12 protein-coding genes and 1 pseudogene are annotated in these 17,660 nt (G+C 65.4%); all 13 read left to right on the top strand.

The annotated features are described in order from the left end of the window. Positions 1-21: 21 nt before the first annotated feature. A complete protein-coding gene (gene tssH, locus PCA10_RS00815; RefSeq protein WP_016490103.1) occupies positions 22-2,670 on the top strand; it encodes a type VI secretion system ATPase TssH in 2,649 nt (882 codons plus the stop codon). Positions 2,671-2,672: 2 nt separating this feature from the next. Then, positions 2,673-5,066 carry a type VI secretion system Vgr family protein gene (locus tag PCA10_RS00820; RefSeq protein WP_016490104.1) on the top strand — a complete coding sequence of 798 codons (2,394 nt, stop codon included), beginning with the start codon at positions 2,673-2,675 and terminating at the stop codon, positions 5,064-5,066. Beyond that, positions 5,056-5,868: a DUF4123 domain-containing protein gene (locus PCA10_RS00825; RefSeq protein WP_016490105.1), complete on the top strand. Its 813-nt coding sequence runs from the start codon at positions 5,056-5,058 to the stop codon at positions 5,866-5,868. The genes PCA10_RS00820 and PCA10_RS00825 overlap by 11 nt, the downstream gene beginning before the upstream one ends. A gap of 34 nt (positions 5,869-5,902) precedes the next feature. Next, positions 5,903-6,592 carry a hypothetical protein gene (locus PCA10_RS30085; RefSeq protein WP_016490106.1) on the top strand — a complete coding sequence of 230 codons (690 nt, stop codon included), beginning with the start codon at positions 5,903-5,905 and terminating at the stop codon, positions 6,590-6,592. Positions 6,593-6,778: 186 nt separating this feature from the next. Then, complete coding sequence (locus tag PCA10_RS29410; RefSeq protein WP_016490107.1) at positions 6,779-7,276, top strand: DUF3304 domain-containing protein; 498 nt, start codon at positions 6,779-6,781, stop codon at positions 7,274-7,276. Between the two features lie 337 nt (positions 7,277-7,613). Next, a pseudogene (locus PCA10_RS29415) lies at positions 7,614-8,133 on the top strand (DUF3304 domain-containing protein). Next, on the top strand, positions 8,121-8,417 hold the full coding sequence (locus tag PCA10_RS00830; RefSeq protein WP_016490110.1) for a hypothetical protein: 297 nt from the start codon (positions 8,121-8,123) through the stop codon (positions 8,415-8,417). The pseudogene PCA10_RS29415 and the gene PCA10_RS00830 overlap by 13 nt, the downstream one beginning before the upstream one ends. Before the next feature lie 32 nt (positions 8,418-8,449). Further along, the gene (locus PCA10_RS29420; protein ID WP_016490111.1) at positions 8,450-8,971 is read left to right on the top strand and encodes a DUF3304 domain-containing protein; all 522 of its coding nucleotides are present in this window, start codon (positions 8,450-8,452) and stop codon (positions 8,969-8,971) included. Then, positions 8,959-11,328, top strand: coding sequence for a T6SS phospholipase effector Tle1-like catalytic domain-containing protein (locus PCA10_RS00835; protein ID WP_016490112.1), 2,370 nt, complete (start codon positions 8,959-8,961; stop codon positions 11,326-11,328). Before PCA10_RS29420 ends, PCA10_RS00835 begins: the two co-directional genes overlap by 13 nt. Next, positions 11,325-11,588, top strand: coding sequence for a PAAR domain-containing protein (locus PCA10_RS00840; RefSeq protein ID WP_016490113.1), 264 nt, complete (start codon positions 11,325-11,327; stop codon positions 11,586-11,588). The genes PCA10_RS00835 and PCA10_RS00840 overlap by 4 nt, the downstream gene beginning before the upstream one ends. After that, positions 11,585-12,724: a hypothetical protein gene (locus tag PCA10_RS00845; RefSeq protein ID WP_016490114.1), complete on the top strand. Its 1,140-nt coding sequence runs from the start codon at positions 11,585-11,587 to the stop codon at positions 12,722-12,724. The genes PCA10_RS00840 and PCA10_RS00845 overlap by 4 nt, the downstream gene beginning before the upstream one ends. Then, positions 12,717-16,070, top strand: a complete 3,354-nt coding sequence (locus tag PCA10_RS00850) for an ImcF-related family protein (protein ID WP_051148055.1) — start codon at positions 12,717-12,719, stop codon at positions 16,068-16,070. The genes PCA10_RS00845 and PCA10_RS00850 overlap by 8 nt, the downstream gene beginning before the upstream one ends. After that, complete coding sequence (tssA, locus tag PCA10_RS00855) at positions 16,067-17,650, top strand: type VI secretion system protein TssA (protein ID WP_016490116.1); 1,584 nt, start codon at positions 16,067-16,069, stop codon at positions 17,648-17,650. The genes PCA10_RS00850 and tssA overlap by 4 nt, the downstream gene beginning before the upstream one ends. The last annotated feature ends 10 nt before the right edge of the window (positions 17,651-17,660 follow it).

Genomic DNA, 17,660 nt, shown 5'->3' on the forward strand with positions numbered 1-17,660 from the left:
TTCGTACAAGGACGCACTCCCATGGCCCAGAACTCCGCCAGCCTGCTTCGCCGCCTCAACCCCTACTGCGCCCGGGCGCTCGGTGCCGCGGCCTCGTTGTGCCAGAGCCGCGGCCATAGGCAGATCACCCTCGAACACTGGCTGCTCAAGCTGCTGGAGCAAGGGGAGGGAGACCTCACGCTCATCGCGCGTCGCTACGAGTGGGATCTCGATGCGCTCTGGCGTGCGCTGCTCGACCACCTGGACGGCCTGCCCCGCAGCGTGCATGACAAGCCCCAGCTTGGCGGCAAGCTCCAGCAACTGATCAAGAACGCCTGGCTGCGTGCCTCGCTCGACGATGACAACGACAGGCTGCGCTCGCTGCACCTGCTCGGTGCCTTGCTGGAGTCGCCCAGCCTGCTCGAGTGCGAGGCTGCCTGGCCGTTGCTCAGCCTCACCGACGCCCAGTTGCAGCGCTTGGTGCCGCTGCTGGACCAGCACTCCGAGGAGCGCCCCGAGGTCCAACGCGAGGCTGGCCTCTCAGGGGACGAGCCCCGTGTCGCGCCACTGGCCGCTCCCTCCACCGGAACCGACGGTGCCCTGCAAGCGCTGCTCGACAAGTACACCCAGGACGTGACCGCCAAGGCGCGGGAGGGGCGTATCGATCCGGTGTTCGGACGCGACGACGAAATCCGCCAGGTCATCGATATCCTGGGCCGGCGGCGCAAGAACAACCCCATCCTGGTCGGCGATCCCGGCGTCGGCAAGACCGCGCTGGTGGAGGGCCTGGCCCTGCGCATCGCCGAAGGCAACGTCCCCGACAGCCTGAAGCCCATGAGCGTGCGCACCCTCGACCTCGGCCTGCTGCAAGCCGGCGCAGGCGTCAAGGGCGAGTTCGAACAACGCCTGAAGCACATCATCGATGCGGTGCAGCAAGCGCAACACCCCATCCTGCTGTTCATCGACGAGGCCCACACCCTGATCGGCGCCGGCAACCAGGCGGGGGGCGCCGATGCCGCCAACCTGCTGAAACCCGCGCTCGCCCGAGGCGAGCTGCGCACCATCGCCGCCACCACCTGGAGCGAGTACAAGCAGTACTTCGAGCGCGACGCGGCGCTGGAACGGCGCTTTCAGGTGGTCAAGGTCGACGAGCCCGACGACGCCAACGCCTGCCTCATGCTGCGCGGCCTCAAGGCCCGCTACGCCAGCCACCACGGCGTGCACATCGAGGACGGGGCGGTGCAGGCGGCGGTCAGCCTGTCGCGGCGCTACCTGACCGGCCGGCAACTGCCCGACAAGGCAGTCGACCTGCTGGATACCGCCAGTGCCCGGGTACGCATGAGCCTCGATTGCGAGCCCCAGGCGCTGGTTCGCATCAAGGCGAGCCAGGCCGCGCTGGAACTGGAACAGCAGGCCCTGGAGGCCGACGCCCGCCTGGGCGGCAGGGCCCCTGCCGATCGGTTGGACGAAATCGCCGCCGAGCACGCCGAACTCGCGCGGCAGCGCGTGGAACTGGAGCGTCGCTATCGCCTCGAACTCGACCTGAGCCTGCAACTGCTCGATGCGCGCCAGGAAGAGCCCCGCCAGCCGGAGCGCTGCGCCGAGCTGCAGCGGCGGCTGGAGGCGGCGCAGCGCGATCAGGCGCTGCTGTCCCTCGATGTCACCGCGCGCAACGTCGCCGAAGTGGTCGCCGACTGGACCGGGGTGCCCCTGGGCAGCCTGCTCAAGGACGAACAGGCCAGCCTGCTGGAGCTGGAGCGGCAGCTCGGCCAACGGGTCATCGGCCAGGATCACGCCCTCGGCGCCCTGGCCCAGCGCCTGCGCGCCGCACGCACCGGCCTGACCGATGAGAAGGCGCCCCAGGGGGTGTTCCTGCTGGTGGGCACCAGCGGCGTCGGCAAGACCGAAACCGCCCTGGCGCTGGCCGACAGCCTGTTCGGCGGCGAAAAATCGCTGATCACCCTGAACCTCTCCGAGTACCAGGAAGCCCACACCGTCAGCCAGCTCAAGGGCTCACCGCCGGGCTATGTCGGCTACGGCCAGGGCGGGGTGCTCACCGAAGCGGTACGCCAGCGGCCCTACAGCGTGGTGCTGCTCGACGAGGTGGAGAAGGCCCATCGCGATGTGCTCAACCTGTTCTACCAGGTCTTCGACCGTGGCTTCATGCGCGATGGCGAAGGCCGCGAAATCGATTTCCGCAACACCGTCATCCTGATGACCTCCAACCTGGGCAGCGACCTGCTCGAGGCCTGCCTGCACGAACAACCCGACGCCACCGACGGCACCTTGCAGGAGCTGCTGCGCCCGGTCCTGCGCGAGCACTTCCAGCCGGCGCTGCTGGCGCGCTTCCAGACCCTGGTCTACCGCCCACTGCAGGCCGACTCACTCAAGCGCATCGTCGACATCAAGCTCGCCCGGGTCGCCAGCCGCCTGCAGCGTCACTACGGCCTGGGCTGCCACATCGACGACGCCCTCGGCGATGCCCTGGTTGCCGCCTGCCTGCTACCGGACAGCGGCGCCCGCAACATCGACAGCCTGCTCAACCAGCAGATCCTCCCGGTGCTCAGCCAGCAGCTCCTGCAACGCCAGGCCGTCCAGCAGGCTACCCGGGGTGTTTGCCTGGGCTACAGCCTTGAGGACGGCGTCACCCTGCACTTCACCGACCGGCTGGAACAGCCCGAGGAAGCCTGAACATGCTCGCCGAACGCCGTCCCTTCTTCGACCACAGCCGCCACAAGCTCCAGGTCCGTGGCCTCGACGCCGCCCTCGACGTGCTCGCCTTCACGGGCACGGAAGCCCTCAGCGAGCCCTTCAGCTACCAGGTGGAATTCACCTCCAGCGAGCGTGACCTCCCCGCCGAGCAGCTGCTGGGTCAGCGCGCCAGCTTCAGCCTGCATCCGCCGCCCAGCCCGTTGCCCTTCGCCGGCCTGAGCCTGCCGCCGGCCCAGCCCTTGCGCACCCTGCATGGGGTGGTCACGGGCTTTCGCCGCCTCTCCGGCTCCAACGACGAAGCCCGCTACGAAGTCACCCTGCAACCGCGCCTGGCCTTGCTCGGACGCGGCCGCCAATACCGCATCTACCAGCACCTCTCGGTGCCCGAGATCGTCAATCAGATCCTGCGCAGCGAGCGCCACCAGTGGGCGGGGCAGGACTTCTTCTTCGACCTCACGCGCGAGTACCCCAAGCGCGAACAGGTGATGCAGTACGGCGAGAGCGACCTGGCCTTCATCACCCGCCTGCTGGCCGAAGTCGGCATCTGGTACCGCTTCACCGCCGACGAGCGGTTGAACATCGACGTCGTCCAGTTCCACGACGACCAGCGCAACTACCAGTTCGATGTTCGCCTGCCGTACCGCCCGCCGTCCGGCACCAGCGCCAGCGGGCAGGACGCGGTCTGGGCCCTGCAATCGCAGCATGGCGTGGTGGAAAAGGACATCCACGTCCGCGCCTACGACCCACGCGATGCCGCCGCCCGGCTCGACGGCGATGTCGACCAGAGCCGGGGCGACCCCACCACCTACGGCGAGGCCTACCACTACGCCGAGCACTACACCGAACTGGGCGACGCCTACGCCCAGGACGAAGACCTGCAAAGCGAGAGCGGCTACTTCTTCGCTCGCCTGCGGCACGAGCGCTACCTCAATGCCCGTACCCGCCTCGCCGGCATCGCCAGCAGCGCGACCCTGGCCCCCGGGCAGGTGCTGGGAATCGACGGCGGCGCCCCCGAGGCCTTCGCCCCCGGCGCCGTCATCACTCGCCTGACCGCCAGCGCCGCCCGCGACCGCAGCTTCGAAGCCCGCTTCGAGGCCATTCCCTATGTCGAGCACATCTGCTTCCGCCCGCTGTTGAAGCAAAGGCCGCTGATCGTCGGCACCATCCCGGCGCGGGTCACCAGCCCGCAGCCCGACGACCTCTACAGCCACATCGACCTGGAAGGCCGCTACAAGGTCAACTTCCTCTTCGACCGCGACACCTGGCCCGCCGGCCAGGAAAGCATGTGGCTGCGCCTGGCCCGCCCCTACGCCGGGGACACCCATGGGCTGCACCTGCCGCTGATCCAGGGCACCGAGGTGGCCATCGCCTTCGAGCACGGCGACCCCGACAAGGGTTTCATCGCCTTCGCCCTGCACGACAGCCGGCACCCCGACCACGTCACCCTGAACAACTACAAGCGCAACGTCCTGCGCACCCCGGCCAACAACAAACTGCGCCTGGACGACACCCGCGGCCAGGAGCACATCAAGCTCAGCACCGAACACAGCGGCAAGAGCCAGCTCAACCTCGGCCACCTGGTGGACGCGCAGCGGCAGAAGCGCGGCGAAGGCTTCGAATTGCGCACCGATAACTGGGGCGCCCTGCGGGCAGGTAAGGGTTTGTTCATCAGTGCCGATGAACAAACCAAGGCGGGCGGCCAGGTACTGGACATGGAGCCCGCCGACGCCCTGGTGGAAAGCGCCCAGCAGCAAATGGCCAACTGGCGCGACATCGCCGACAGCCACCACAGCCGCCCGCCGGCCGTGGACGGCCTCACGCAACTGCGCGCCGACGCCAAGGGCTTGGCCGGCTCGGCCATCCTGCTCAGCGCCCCCCAGGGCATCGGTGCAGTCACCCCCGCCAGCCTGTTGCTCAGGAGCGGCGACTCGCTCTATGTGCAAAGCCAGGAGGAAATCAATCTGGCCGCCGCCCAGCGCCTTTCCGTCCAGGCCAACCAGGCCATCTCCCTGCTGGCCCAGCAGGAAGGCATGCGCCTGGTGTCCGGCAAGGGCCCGCTGGAAATCGAATCCCACGGCGACCTGCTCAACCTCATCGCCCAGCAGGACATCACCGTGCAGTCCGTGCAGGGCCACCTCCAGCTCACCGCGAAGAACGGCATCACCCTGGCCTGTGGCGGCGGTTACATCCGCATCACACCCAGCGGCGCCATCGATATCCACAGCCCCGGTACGCTCAACCTCAAGGGCCGGCATGTGTGGGAAAAGCCCGCCAGCCAAAGCTTCCCGCTGCCCGAACTGCCGCAGTCGGTGTGCGAGGAGTGCCTGAAAGCGGCGCGCAAGGCTGCCGAAGGAGCCGTGCTCAGTGGACGTTGAAATTCAGAACAGCGCCGGCAACCTGCCTGCCCTCTGGCTCGAACAGATCACCCACACCGGCGCCGAGGTCGGCTCGCACCATGTGGACCTGCTGTTGGACCAGACGGGGTGGAGCGCCTCCGTCATACCCACCCTGCAACGCATCTACCCCTCGGTGCCCTGGTTCTCCCTGTTCAGCGGAACGCCCGAAGAACCGCTACTGGAGCAAGGGCCATTGCTGATGCGGCTGGACCTGCAGCAGTGGCAGCACAAAGCCTGGCTGGAGGACCTCATCGAGCACGCAGGTAACGACTCGCGGCTGCTGTTGCTGGTCTCCCCGCAGCCCTTCGAAGACTTGAGCCTTACGCTGCAGGCCCTGTCGCGCATGAGCGTCGGTGGACAGCCCGGCTTGTTGCGTTACTACGACCCGCGCGTCTTCCCTTGGCTTATCGCCGACATCCTGAATCCGCAACAGCGTGATGCCTTTCTGCAAGTGGCCAGCTACTGGAGCTGGCTCGACCGCGACGCTCGGCCGCAGTGGCGACAGGGCACCTGCTCCGCTGATCCGCAGGCGCTCGATACACCAGAACCCCTCGAACTGACCGACGCACAGTACGAGATGTTCGGTTGCATCAGCGACGCGCAAAGGCTGATGACCGCACAGGTCATTAACGGCCTCTGGATTAGCCGGGAGCAGCAGTTCAGCCAACTCTACGCCTGGGCCCGCAAGGCGGGTGAGGAAGGCTACTTCGGTGAGCTGGAGCACTACGTCGCACAACAATTGACCTCTGTATCAGGGGGTAGTCACAGCGGCCGGGTGTGAAGAAAGCACTCAAGGAATCTTTTGAAAGAAATACATGAGAGTTAAAGACATGAAAGTTCTTGCTTCGTTGTTGGTTGTGTTTGGCGCGCTGTTTTCCCTAGTTGGCTGCCAAAATGTACGATCTAACCCAAAACCCTCTCAGATGCTGTTCAAGACGGCCTTGGAAGAGGTTCAGGAGGTTAGAGGGAGCAATGGCGAGGAACTTGATGAAGGTACTATCAAATCTGCCCTGGCGGGAGAGTTCAATGATGAAACGCCAGAATTATCGCTGACTACTATAAAGCCAGATGGCCCGCTATCAACCCAAGGGTATGGTCACGGTATGTCTTTGGCTCGGATCGGACTGCGCACTGACAAGCGCTTTGACGATTATAAGATTACGGATAAGCCTGCAAGAGGTTTTGTCTACTCTTATTCGGCAAAGGTCACAGGCTTGTCATTTGCCACACCCCACATGACCGAGCATAGCGATTCTCGTGTGAGCCTGATTCTACATACCAAGCCTGAAAGCCCCTATCGCGTAGTGATTTATTACGAAGACAACTCAACGGCGATACTGGATTTGGTGACCTATAGGACCAGTCGCAGATATGGTGGTGGATATAAGAGTACCAGGTTGAGAAGTTTTGACGGGAAGCTATGGCTGTCGCCCTCATTCATGGGGCCGAACCACCGTGCGATATCCGATGGAAAGTACCGACTGGAATTTCCTTATGGTACTTGAGCGGGGCAGCGCTGCGGGGCATCCAGTAACAATATCGGCTTGCGAAGGCGTATGCCTTAAGTAGGCAGTTCGCCAGGCCCAAGCTTCATAGGCGTTATCGATATATTCCCCTGGCTGAGTGGGGCCGTTAAATAATTTTTCTTCCGCGCAAAGGATCATGTGTGGATGGCCATAGGAATACAAAAGATGCACATGCTGTTGTGGTTGGCCGGGGGGTTAAGTATCGCGCTGGTGGGGTGTTCCACGGCGGACAATGAAATGGTAGGGGGCAACCTGACATCGGTTAACCATGTCGATGGAACGGCAATTAACTGGCTCGAAGTTAATGGCTATCGAACAGTGGGAGGCGGGGGCAGAGCCTGTTGCATTGTTCTGCCGGCCAAGTGGCGGCCTGGTTTGATGGCGAATATTGAGTGGGAAGTTGATCCTGATCGATGGGCGAAGCTTCCCTCAGTTACTTCCCAAGAGTTCCAGGCTGCATATGCTAAGCATGCCGCCAACTACCGGCGCTACAGCACCACGGTCGAAATCCCGGAGTACCAGGAAAAGCGCTGTGGTTTGACTGTGCATTTCCTGCCTTGCCAGCAAGTCAAGGTCACGACCTCCTGTTGGGCCTCGTATTCCCCTAATTACCCAATTCAAGATCCTCGCCATGTGAAGGAGCCCGCCGTATGTCCGAAGTAATGAACAAGGCCAAGGTTCAGGCGCCGCCAGCGCTTCCCCAAGAGGGCCGCTTGCTGGGCACGTCGCGGGCGGTGGGTGAGAACTACGCAAGGTAGACCCGTGAAGCGAATCTCTTTAAGCAGGCGCGGGATGAGAATGGTCGTCGCCAACATGGCAAGTGCTGCCAGGCGGCGCATATCAGCCTGTTCTTCGACGGCACCAATAACAATGAGAAGAACGATACCCAGAAGGGGCGACACACCAATATCGGCCCGCACACATTCAATTTATGAACAGGGGTTTTATGAAAGCTGACCGTTTTCATAAACGTCTTGATGAAAAACAAGAGGGACAGCAGATGAACGTCTGGATAAGGAAATACCGTATTGCCCAATGGCTCTGTGGCGTACTGGGAATTGCACTGGTGGGGTGTTCTACCGCGGACAATGAAATGGTGGGGGGCAACCTGACATCGGTTAACCACGTCGATGGAACGGCAGTCAACTGGCTTGAGGTTAATGGCTATCGAACAGTGGGAGGCGGGGGAAGAGCCTGTTGCATTGTCATGCCGGCCAAGTGGCGGCCTGGCTTGATGGCGAATATTGAGTGGGAGGTTGATCCCAATGCAGACGTCATTCCCCCCCTTAGGAACTGACGAGTTTCGTGAGTTTATGGATAAACACGAACTTAACTATAAGCGCTACAGCACCACGGTCGAAATTCCGGAGTGGCCGGGAACAGAGCGCTGTGGTTTGACCGTGCATTTCCTGCCCTGCCAACAGGTGAAAGTTACAACTTCCTGCTGGGCGTCGTACTCCCCGAATTACCCAATTCAAGATCCTCGCCATGTGAAGGAGCCCGCCGTATGCCCGAAGTAACCAACAAGGCCAAGGTTCAGGCACCTCCTGCTTTTCCCCAGGAGGGCCGCTTGCCGGGCACGTCGCGGGCGGTGGGCGAGAACTACGCCAGGCAAATCCGTGAAGCGAATCTCTATAAGCAGGCGCGGGATGAGAGTGGTCGGCGCCAGCATGGCAAGTGCTGCCAGGCGGTGCATATCAGCCTGTTCTTCTATGGCACCAATAACAACGAGAAGAGCGATACCCAGAAGGGGCAGCACATCAATATCACCAGGACGTTTGTGAAAACTGACCGTTTTTCATAAACGTCTTGATGAAAAAGCAAGAGGGACAGCAGATGAGCGTCTGGATAAGGAATTACCGTATTACCCAATGGATCTGTGGTCTATTGGGGTTTGCGCTGGTGGGGTGCTCCACCGCTGAGAATGAAATGGCGGGGGGCAACCTGACATCGGTTAACCATGTCGATGGAACGGCAGTCAACTGGCTTGAGGTTAATGGCTATCGAACTGTCGGAGGCGGCGGAAGAGCCTGTTGCATTGTTCTACCGATCAAGTGGCGGCCTGGACTTATGGCGAATATTGAGTGGGAAGTTGATCCCGATGCAGACGTCATCCCCCCCCCCTTGGGAACTGACGAGTTCCGTGAGTTTATGGATAAGCACGAACTTAACTATAAGCGCTACAGCACAACGGTCGAAATTCCGGAGTGGCCGGGAAATGAGTCATGTGATCTGGCTATACATTTTCTTCCTTGCCAACAGGTCAAGGTCACGACCTCATGTTGGGGCGTGGGTGATCCGCAGTATCCGATCAAGGAACCCCGCCATATGAAGGAGCCCGCCGTATGTCCGAAGTAACGAACAAGGCCAAGGTTCTTGCACCTCCAGTGTTTCCCCAGGAGGGCCGCTTGCCGGGCACGTCGCGGGCGGTGGGTGAGAACTACGCAAGGCAAACCCGTGAAGCGAATCTCTACAAGCAGGCGCGGGATGAGAATGGTCGGCGCCAGCATGGCAAGTGCTGCCAGGCGGTGCATATCAGTCTGTTCTTCGACGGCACCAATAACAACGAAAAAAATGATACCGAGACGGGGCACCCCACCAACATTGCCCGCCTCTTCCACGCCTCATACAGAAGCGACGAAGCGGAAAAGATGGGCTACTTCTCCTATTACATGCCCGGTGTGGGAACGCCCTTCCCCGAAATCGGCGAGATGGATTACAGCGGCAAAGGGCTGCAATTCGCCTTGGGCGGGGAGGACCGCATCAACTGGGCGTTACTCTCAGTGGCGGATGCCTTGTCGTATGCGGTTACTAAGCAGCATCTGGTGCGGGAGGTACGCTCACAGAAGGTCAAAGACATGGCCACCTGGCCTGCCCCATTGATGATCGCCCTGGGGGCGGGCAAGCGTCGCCGGGTGATGCAGAACCTGCTGCAACCCCTGCAACAGAAGATGGAGCAAGTGCCGCCCACTCCCAAGCCCCTCAAGGTCAAGCTGTATATCTATGGTTTTTCCCGCGGGGCGGCGGAGGCGCGGACCTTCGTCAACTGGCTGAGCGAGCTGTTCGAAACACCCGAGGGCGCGGACAGGCCCGAGCAGAAGCTGGCGGGCCTGGATGTCAGCGTTGAGTTCCTCGGCCTGCTGGATACCGTGGCCTCGGTAGGCATCGCCCATGCCGCGCCGTTTTTCGCCGGGCATATGGACTGGGCCGATGACAGCCAGCTGCTGCCCAGTGCGGCGAAGTACCCCAACCTGGTCAAGTGCTGCCGGCACTTCGTGGCGGCCTTCGAGCAGCGCTCCTGCTTCCCGTTGGATTCGATCCGCAACGAGGATGGCCAGTACCCGGCCAATACCCTGGAAGTTGTCTACCCCGGCGTGCATTCGGATGTGGGCGGCGGCTACCAGAAGAACGACCAGGGCAAGGCGCGTGGCGGCACTCAGGAGCTGATCTCGCAGATTGCCCTGCACGATCTGTACGCGGAAGCCTTTGCTGCTGGTGCGCCTTTGCAAGTGCCGGAGGAGGTATTGCCCGAGGAGCTGAAGGACGAAACGACCTGGAGGCGGATGGCGCCGGGCACGAGGAGGGAGTTCGATATCAGCCCCCAGGTCATCGAACGCTTCAACGCCTGGCGCCACACCCTGGGCGGCCTACCGGCGGAGTCGTCCGGCGATGCGCCCTGGGTGTACAGGCCGGTGGGCTTGAACAAGCCGGTGGAAGAGGCATTGGCCGAGCAACTGGGCTGGATCACCGGCTGGCGCATCGGCCGCTATGCCAATGGCAGCTACAAGACGCAGCCGTTCTTCATCAAGGCGAACGAGGACGATAACTACAAGGTCAAGGTGGACCGGGCGGATAACGCCGAGTTGCAGACGAAGGCCAAGGATAAGCGCCTCGAAACGCCCGAGACTGCGGTCAACCACCCCGGCCCGCCAATCTACGAACCCTGGATCGACAAGACGCAGCTCAGCCAGGCCGCCGAGGAGTTCCGCTACGACTACAGCGGAGAAAAGCGCAAGCAGACCAGTGGGAAAGGCACCGTGGTCGACGTCGTGCTGCGCGGCGGCGCCTACCTGTTGAACGACAACGATGAGCGCGGGGATCACGCCACGCTCAAGGAGGCCGGTGAAACCCGCCACAAGCAGCTGTTTCAGGACGAGCTCGGTACGCCCAGCGCCGACCCGAAGATGGCCCTGGTAGTGGCCCTGTTCGATGACCAGATCCACGACTCGCGGGCCTGGTTCATGCACGACGCCCTGGAGTCGCGGGAGCTGTGGGCCGGGTACTTCTTCTACCGGATGGTCTACTTCGGCAACAAGAGCAGTCGCCGCCTAACGGCGATGATGGTGGCCGGCAAGTTGCTGGGGGTGGCCATCGTGGCGGGTACCACGGTCTACGGCGTGCGCCTGCTGCGCGGCAATAACCGTGGGGTACTGGGCGCGGGGCTGGGCGTCGTGGGCGGGGGCGCTGGCGTAATCGCGGGCCTGGCCGCGGCCGGTGTGGCCTACGAGGTGATCGACCTGGCCACGGGATTGGCGCTGCCCTTCCTGCCGGGCGCGGCGGAGTTGCTCAAGCCCACCGACGATATCGGCACGGTGGTGGCCGAGCAGAAACGCCGGATCGCCCTGGAGGACTACGCGCAGCGCATGCAGCGTAGCGCCGAGTTCCTGCGCCGCAGCGGCAGCCTGGTGGAGCAGGCGCGAGGGGTATTGGCATGATGCCGCTGGTGCGTAAGGGGGACCCGTTGCGCCCCTTTGGCGGCGAGGTGCTGGAGGGGCATTTCGAGGCATTCGGCAAACCCGTGGCCTGCATGGGCGACGCGGCGCGGTGCAACAAGCACGGACTGACCCGCATCTCCCAGGGCGTGGCCGATATCACCATGGACGGCCAGCCTGTGGCCCTGGATGGCTACCGCTGCGATTGCGGCTGCAGCGTGGTCAGCACCCTGGCCGCCACGGACATGATGGTGGAACCGTGAACCCGCCACCGCGCTACCCGGACTATGTGATGCCCGCTACACCGCGCTGGCGCCGCTGGGGGATGGCGTTATTGCTGCTGTTGGGCCTGCAGGCAGCGCTGCTGCTGGCGCTCTGGCCTGAAGGCCGGCCCCGGCTGGAGTTGTGGCTATGGGGGAGCCTGCTGCCGTTGGCCTGGGCGTTGGCCTTGGCGCTGCGTTTTCTGGCATGGCAGGTCGGCTTGGGCAATCGCGCCGCTTACCGTTGGACCCTAGATGCGGCGCTGCAACGCTGGTGGCGCCGACGTGGCATGGCCTTGCCGCTGCAGAAGGTGATGCTGTTCGGCCCGCCAGGGGAGTCGCAACCGCAGTACCTGCAGCAAATGACCGGGAAGGCGATGAATCCTCCTCCGCTCGAGCGTGGCGAGGGCCAGCCGCCCGTGCTCCGTTGCCCGGTCTCGGCGAACCCTGGCGGTTTGCGCGAGCCGCTGCTGGCCCGGCATCTAGGGCGCTTGCTGCTGGCCTCGGAAGGCTGGATGGACGCTTGGCCCCAGCTGCGCGGCGTGGCCTGGTACGGCAGCCAGGACGGTTATCGGGCCTTCGCCAAGGCGTTGGCCGACGGCGGCATGAGCCTGCCGGAAGAGCCCTTGCCGCTGGCCGACCTGGCGTCCCTGGATCGACTGATCGATGACTTCGCCGGACGTTGCCCGCAAGAGGGCGATTGGCTGCTGTGCGCCGGAGCGTCCAGCACCGAGCAGGCACCGGCGCAGCAGATGGCTGGCGAAGCTGCGTTCGCCTGGCGGGTAGGCCACCAGGGCGCCAGCCGCTTGCAGCGGGGCGAATACCTGGTGTTGGACAAGGGCGAGTCGCCTGCCGAGCTCTGCGCGCAGATGCAACGCTATGGCGGTTTGGCCAAGGCACCGGCCGCCTGTTTGGCGATGGATACGCAGAGCATGGAGGCATTTGTCGCCGAAGGCTGGTCGGCCAATGAGCATCTGCTGGCTCCGTATTGGGGGGCGCTGGGTGACCTGGCGCCCTTCATCGGCATGTCGATGGCGTTGTTGCATAGCGCGGGAACTGGCGAGCCCTGTGGCTGGCTGAGTGGTGATGGAGAAGATCGTCTGACGATGGGAATGGCGGTGCCTTATGGCGATGACTGAGAAGGGACCCTCAGGGTGGTTGTATCGGGTGCTGGGCTATCTGGCGGTGATTACGCTGCTGGTACTGGCCGGTTGCGTGCTGTACCTGCTGCTGGGGGAATCACTGGATTTGCCCAGCTTGCCTCTGTCGCGCCTGTTGCTCTGGGCGGCGCTGGGTTGGCTAATCCTTGGCGCCTTCTGCCCACTGTACCTGTGGGCCTGGGAACGTCTGACGATTGGACTGGCACGACGGGTAACCGGTGACATGCCGGCGGCGGACGAAGCGCCGACAAAGCTCAAGTCTGGCTCGGGGAATGCGCTGCCCGCACTGCGCACCCACCTGCAAGAAAACATCGGCCTGTTCTGGCGCCACAAGGTGCGTCTGCTGCTGGTGCTCGGCGAGCCGGACGAGGTGCGCGCCATCGCGCCGGCCCTGGCTGAGCAGCAATGGCTGGAAGGCGACGGCGCGGTGCTGCTGTGGGGCGGGGACGGTTCGAACGAAGCGCTGCTGGAGCAGTGGCGCCGGTTGCGCCCACGCCGCCCCCTGGACGCCATTGTCTGGGCGCTGAACCCGGAGCAGAGCGCGGATTCCGACTACCTGGGGCGCTACCTTGGCCACTTGCAGGCGCTGACGCGGCGGCTGCGCTGGCGAGCGCCGCTGCACTTCTGGGAGGTGCGCCGCAGTGACTGGATGCAGCCGGCCGCCGATGCCGAGGTGGGCTGCCTGCTGGCCGCCCATGCCGGCCAGGCGCAGTTGGAGGATCAGCTCGACCGTCTGCTGCAGCCACTGCGCGAGCAAGGCCTGGCGCGGATGCGCGGCGACAACCGCGAGGATTTCCTCCTGCGCCTGGCCCACGACCTGCAACACCACGGCATCGCCCGCTGGCAGCGGGCCTGGGCGCAATTGCGGCGTGGCCCCGGGCTGCTGCCGCGCGGCCTGTGGTTCAGCCTCGCGCTGCCTGCCGCCCCGGGCGGCGCTAAGCATGCGTGGCAGGCCCATCCCGCCTGGCGCGGCGTACTGGATAACAAGGCCCTCGGCGGCCGGGTGCAGGGCTGGACCTGGCCGCGCATTGGCACCGCCCTGGCCCTCGGCCTGGCCGTACTCTGGGGCCTGGGCCTGCTGCTTTCCTTCGTGGGCAACCGGGCGCAGGTCGCCGAGCTCGAGACCGTGCTGGCCGCCCTCGACCAGCCGCGCGAAGGCGACGAACACGTGCTCGCGCTCAACGAACTGGTCCACGAGCTCGACCGCCTCGACCATCGCGCCCAGCATGGCGTGCCCTGGTACCAGGGCTTCGGCCTGAGCCAGAACGACGCCCTGCTTGCCGCCCTCTGGCCGCGCTACCAGGCGGCCAACAACCGTCTGCTGCGCGACCCGGCGGCGGCCAGGCTGGAAAGCGGGTTGCGCGAGTTGCTCGCCCTGCCGCCCGGCAGCCCCGAGCGCGCCCTCCATGTCCAGGGCGCCCATGCCTCGCTCAAGGCCTACCTGATGATGGCCCGCCCGGAACGGGCCGACGCGGCGTTCCTCGGCAAGACCCTCGCCGCCCTGGAGCCTGAGCGCGCCGGCATCGGCGACGGCGTCTGGCAGGGCATTGCGCCCAACCTCTGGCGCTTCTACGCCGAGCAACTGGCGGCGCACCCCGAATGGCGCATCGAGGCCGACGCCGCGCTGATCGCCCAGGCCCGCCAGGTCCTGCTCGGCCAGCTCGGCCAGCGCAATGGCGAAGCCAGCCTCTACGAGGCGGTGCTCGAGGCCACGGCCAGCCAGTATCCGCCCCTGGGCCTGCAGCAACTGGTCGGCGATACCGACGCGCAGTGGCTGTTCTCGACCGACGCCGAGGTGCCCGGGGTGTTCACCCGCCAGGCCTGGGAGGGCCGGGTACGCAAGGCCATCGACGAGGCGGCTTCCGCGCGGCGGGAAGAAATCGACTGGGTGCTGAGCGACGACCAGAGCCAGGTCGCCGCGGAGTTGAGCCCAGAGGCCCTGCGCGAACGGCTCACCGCGCGCTATTTCCAGGACTACGGCAACGCCTGGCTGGGCGTGCTCAATAGCCTGCGCTGGCAGCCGGCCAACAGCCTCGCCGAGGTCATCGACCAGCTCACCCTGATGGCCGACGTGCGCCAGTCTCCGCTCATCGCCCTGATGAACACGCTGGCCTACCAGGGCCAGGCCGGCACCCGCCGGCAGGCCCTGGGCGATTCGCTGGTGCAGTCCGCGCAGAAGCTCATCGGCCAGGACCAGGCCCCGGTCATCGACGTGCAGGCCCTGGCTCCGGAAGGCCCGCTGGACGACAGCTTCGGCCCACTGCTCGCCCTGCTCGGCAAGGGCGATGCGCTGGCCGGCGAGGACCGCCTGAGCCTGCAGGCCTTCCTCACCCGGGTCACCCGCGTGCGCCTGAAGCTCCAGCAGGTAAGCACCTCTCCCGACCCCCAGGCGATGATCCAGGACCTGGCGCAGACCGTGTTCCAGGGCCGCAGCGTCGACCTCGCCGACACCCAGGCCTACGGCAGCCTGGTGGCCGCCAGCCTCGGCAGCGAGTGGAACGGTTTCGGCCAGGCGCTCTTCGTCCAGCCGCTGGACCAGGCCTGGCGGCGCATCCTGCAGCCCTCCGCCGCTGGCCTCAACGCGCAATGGCAACGCGCGATCGTCGCCCCCTGGGACGCCGCCTTCGCCGGCCGCTACCCCTTTGCCGCCACCGCCAGCGACGCCTCCCTGCCCATGCTCGGGCTGATGATCCGGGGCGACAGCGGCCGGATCGACCAGTTCCTCGCCCGGCAGCTGGGTGGTGTCCTGCGCAAGGAAGGCCACCGCTGGGTGCCTGAGGCCGCCCAGAGCCAGGGGTTGCGCTTCAACCCCGAGTTCCTCGCGGCGGTCAACCGGCTCAACGATCTCGCCGACGTGCTCTACACCGACGGCGGCATGGGTATCGGCTTCGAGCTGCAGGCCAAGCCGGTGCGCGATGTCGAGCAGACCACCTTCATCCTCGACGGCAACCGCCTGACCTACTTCAACCAGCGGGAGCGCTGGCAGCGTTTCACCTGGCCCGGAACGGGCGACCATCCTGGCGCGAACCTGCGCTGGACCAGCGTCAAGGCTGGCGAGCGGCTGTTCGGCGACTACCCCGGCACCTGGGGGCTGATCCGCCTGCTGGAACAGGCCCGGGCCACCCCGCTGGACGATGGCCACAGCCGTTACCGCCTGGTGCTCCAGGCCCCCGACGGCCTGGGCCTGACCTGGCACCTGCGCACCGAACTGGGGGCCGGTCCGCTGGCGCTGCTGCAACTGCGCGGCTTCAAGCTGCCGGCGCGGATATTCCTCGAAGACGGCGGTACACCGCTGTCGCTGATGACACACGGAGAACTGCCATGAGCCTGTCCTCGCTCATCGCCAGCTGCCTGGGGCAGCGCGATGCCCAGGCGCTGGCCCGGCGCCAGGCGCCCGACTGGGAAGCCTGGCTGCAGCCGGTCGACGCCCGGTCGGCGGTCGGCGAAGACCCCGGCTACGACGACGACTTCCAGCACATGCGCGAGGAGGTCAACAAGCTCTCGGGCGCCGATGCCGAGTTGGTGGCGCGGCTGGCGGAGAAGCTGCTCAAGCACCGCTGCAAGGACCTGCGGGTAGCGACCTACTACCTCTGGGCGCGCATGCAGAAGGACGGCGAGGCCGGCCTGGCCGATGGCTTGAGCCTGCTGGCCGCGCTGGTGGAGCGGTTCTCCGCCGACATCCTGCCGAAGCGGCCCAACAGCCGCCGCATGGCCCTGGAGTGGCTGGCCAGCGCCAAGGTGCTGGACGGCCTGTCGCTCTACCCGGAGGTGGTGAAGGCCGAGGCTGAGCGCACCGTGGCGGCCCTCGCCTGGCTGGAACAGGGCCTGGGATCCTGGCCGGAGGACCAGCGGCCGGCATTGGGAGCGCTCTACGGTGCCCTGTCGAGCCGTCTTGCGCAGTCCGGCGGGGTCGACGCGCTGGTGCCGCAGAACAGCGCCAGCCACGAGACGAGTCGGCAGGGCGCCGCTCCCGTGGCCGCCGCCATCAGGTCTGGCCGTGACCTGCTGGACAGCGGCCGGGCCCTGGCCGGCTACCTGCGTGAACAACCGCTGGGCTGGCTGGCCGCGCACCGGTTGATGAAGAGCCTGCGCTGGGACAGCGTGCACCAGACACCGCCCGCCGAGGCCGACGGCATTACCCGGCTCACGCCACCGCGTAGCGACTACCGGGCCCAGCTCAAGCGCCTGTTCCTGCAGCAGAGCTGGAGCGAACTGCTCGATCAGGTCGAGCGCATCTATGCCGAAGGGGTCAACCACTTCTGGCTCGACCTGCAGTGGTACCTGTGCCAGGCGCTGGCCAAACAGCCGGCGCCGCAGGATGGCTGGGCCGATATCGCCAAGCGCGACCTGGGCATGCTGCTCGACCGTTTGCCGGGCCTGGAATCCCTGCGCTGGAGCGATGGCTCGCCATTCGCCGACGAGACCACCCGCGACTGGATCGCCCAGCAGGTGAGCGGCAATCGCTCGCCGCAATGGCTGCCGGCGCCGGCCATGCCGGTGCGGGGGGATGACGACATCCTCGCCCTCGAGGGGGAAGCGCTGGCCCAGGCCGACAGCGATGGCGTGGAAGCGGCTATCGCCTGGCTGGGCGACCGGCCAGGCCTGCACAGCGGCCGCCAGCGCTGGCTGCTGCGCCTCTTGATGGCGCGCGTCGCCGAGCAGTGCGGCAAGACCGATCTGGCCATCCACCTGCTGACGGAACTGGAGTCCACGGCGCAGCGCCTGGCCCTGGTGGAGTGGGAGTCGGATCTGACCTTCGAGGTGCAGGCGCGCCTGCTCAAGCTGCTGCGCCTGAAGGCCCAGCGCAACGATGCGGACAAGGCGGCCCTCGGGCGCCGCCAGGAAGCCCTGCTGGCCTCGCTGGTCGGCATCGACCCGGTGCGCGCCGCCGTGCTCTGCGGCTAGGCCAGATTCA

The sequence above is a fragment of the Pseudomonas resinovorans NBRC 106553 genome (assembly GCF_000412695.1).
GTDB classification, from domain to species: Bacteria; Pseudomonadota; Gammaproteobacteria; order Pseudomonadales; family Pseudomonadaceae; genus Metapseudomonas; species Metapseudomonas resinovorans_A.

Bases quoted from the DNA above. Each gene is read 5' to 3' on its own strand.
- tssH (WP_016490103.1), top strand. From the start codon at position 22: ATGGCCCAGAACTCCGCCAGCCTGCTTCGCCGCCTCAACCCCTACTGC.
- PCA10_RS00820 (WP_016490104.1), top strand. From the start codon at position 2,673: ATGCTCGCCGAACGCCGTCCCTTCTTCGACCACAGCCGCCACAAGCTC.
- PCA10_RS30085 (WP_016490106.1), top strand. From the start codon at position 5,903: ATGAGAGTTAAAGACATGAAAGTTCTTGCTTCGTTGTTGGTTGTGTTT.
- PCA10_RS29410 (WP_016490107.1), top strand. From the start codon at position 6,779: ATGCACATGCTGTTGTGGTTGGCCGGGGGGTTAAGTATCGCGCTGGTG.
- PCA10_RS00830 (WP_016490110.1), top strand. From the start codon at position 8,121: ATGCCCGAAGTAACCAACAAGGCCAAGGTTCAGGCACCTCCTGCTTTT.
- PCA10_RS29420 (WP_016490111.1), top strand. From the start codon at position 8,450: ATGAGCGTCTGGATAAGGAATTACCGTATTACCCAATGGATCTGTGGT.
- PCA10_RS00835 (WP_016490112.1), top strand. From the start codon at position 8,959: ATGTCCGAAGTAACGAACAAGGCCAAGGTTCTTGCACCTCCAGTGTTT.
- PCA10_RS00840 (WP_016490113.1), top strand. From the start codon at position 11,325: ATGATGCCGCTGGTGCGTAAGGGGGACCCGTTGCGCCCCTTTGGCGGC.
- PCA10_RS00850 (WP_051148055.1), top strand. From the start codon at position 12,717: ATGACTGAGAAGGGACCCTCAGGGTGGTTGTATCGGGTGCTGGGCTAT.
- tssA (WP_016490116.1), top strand. From the start codon at position 16,067: ATGAGCCTGTCCTCGCTCATCGCCAGCTGCCTGGGGCAGCGCGATGCC.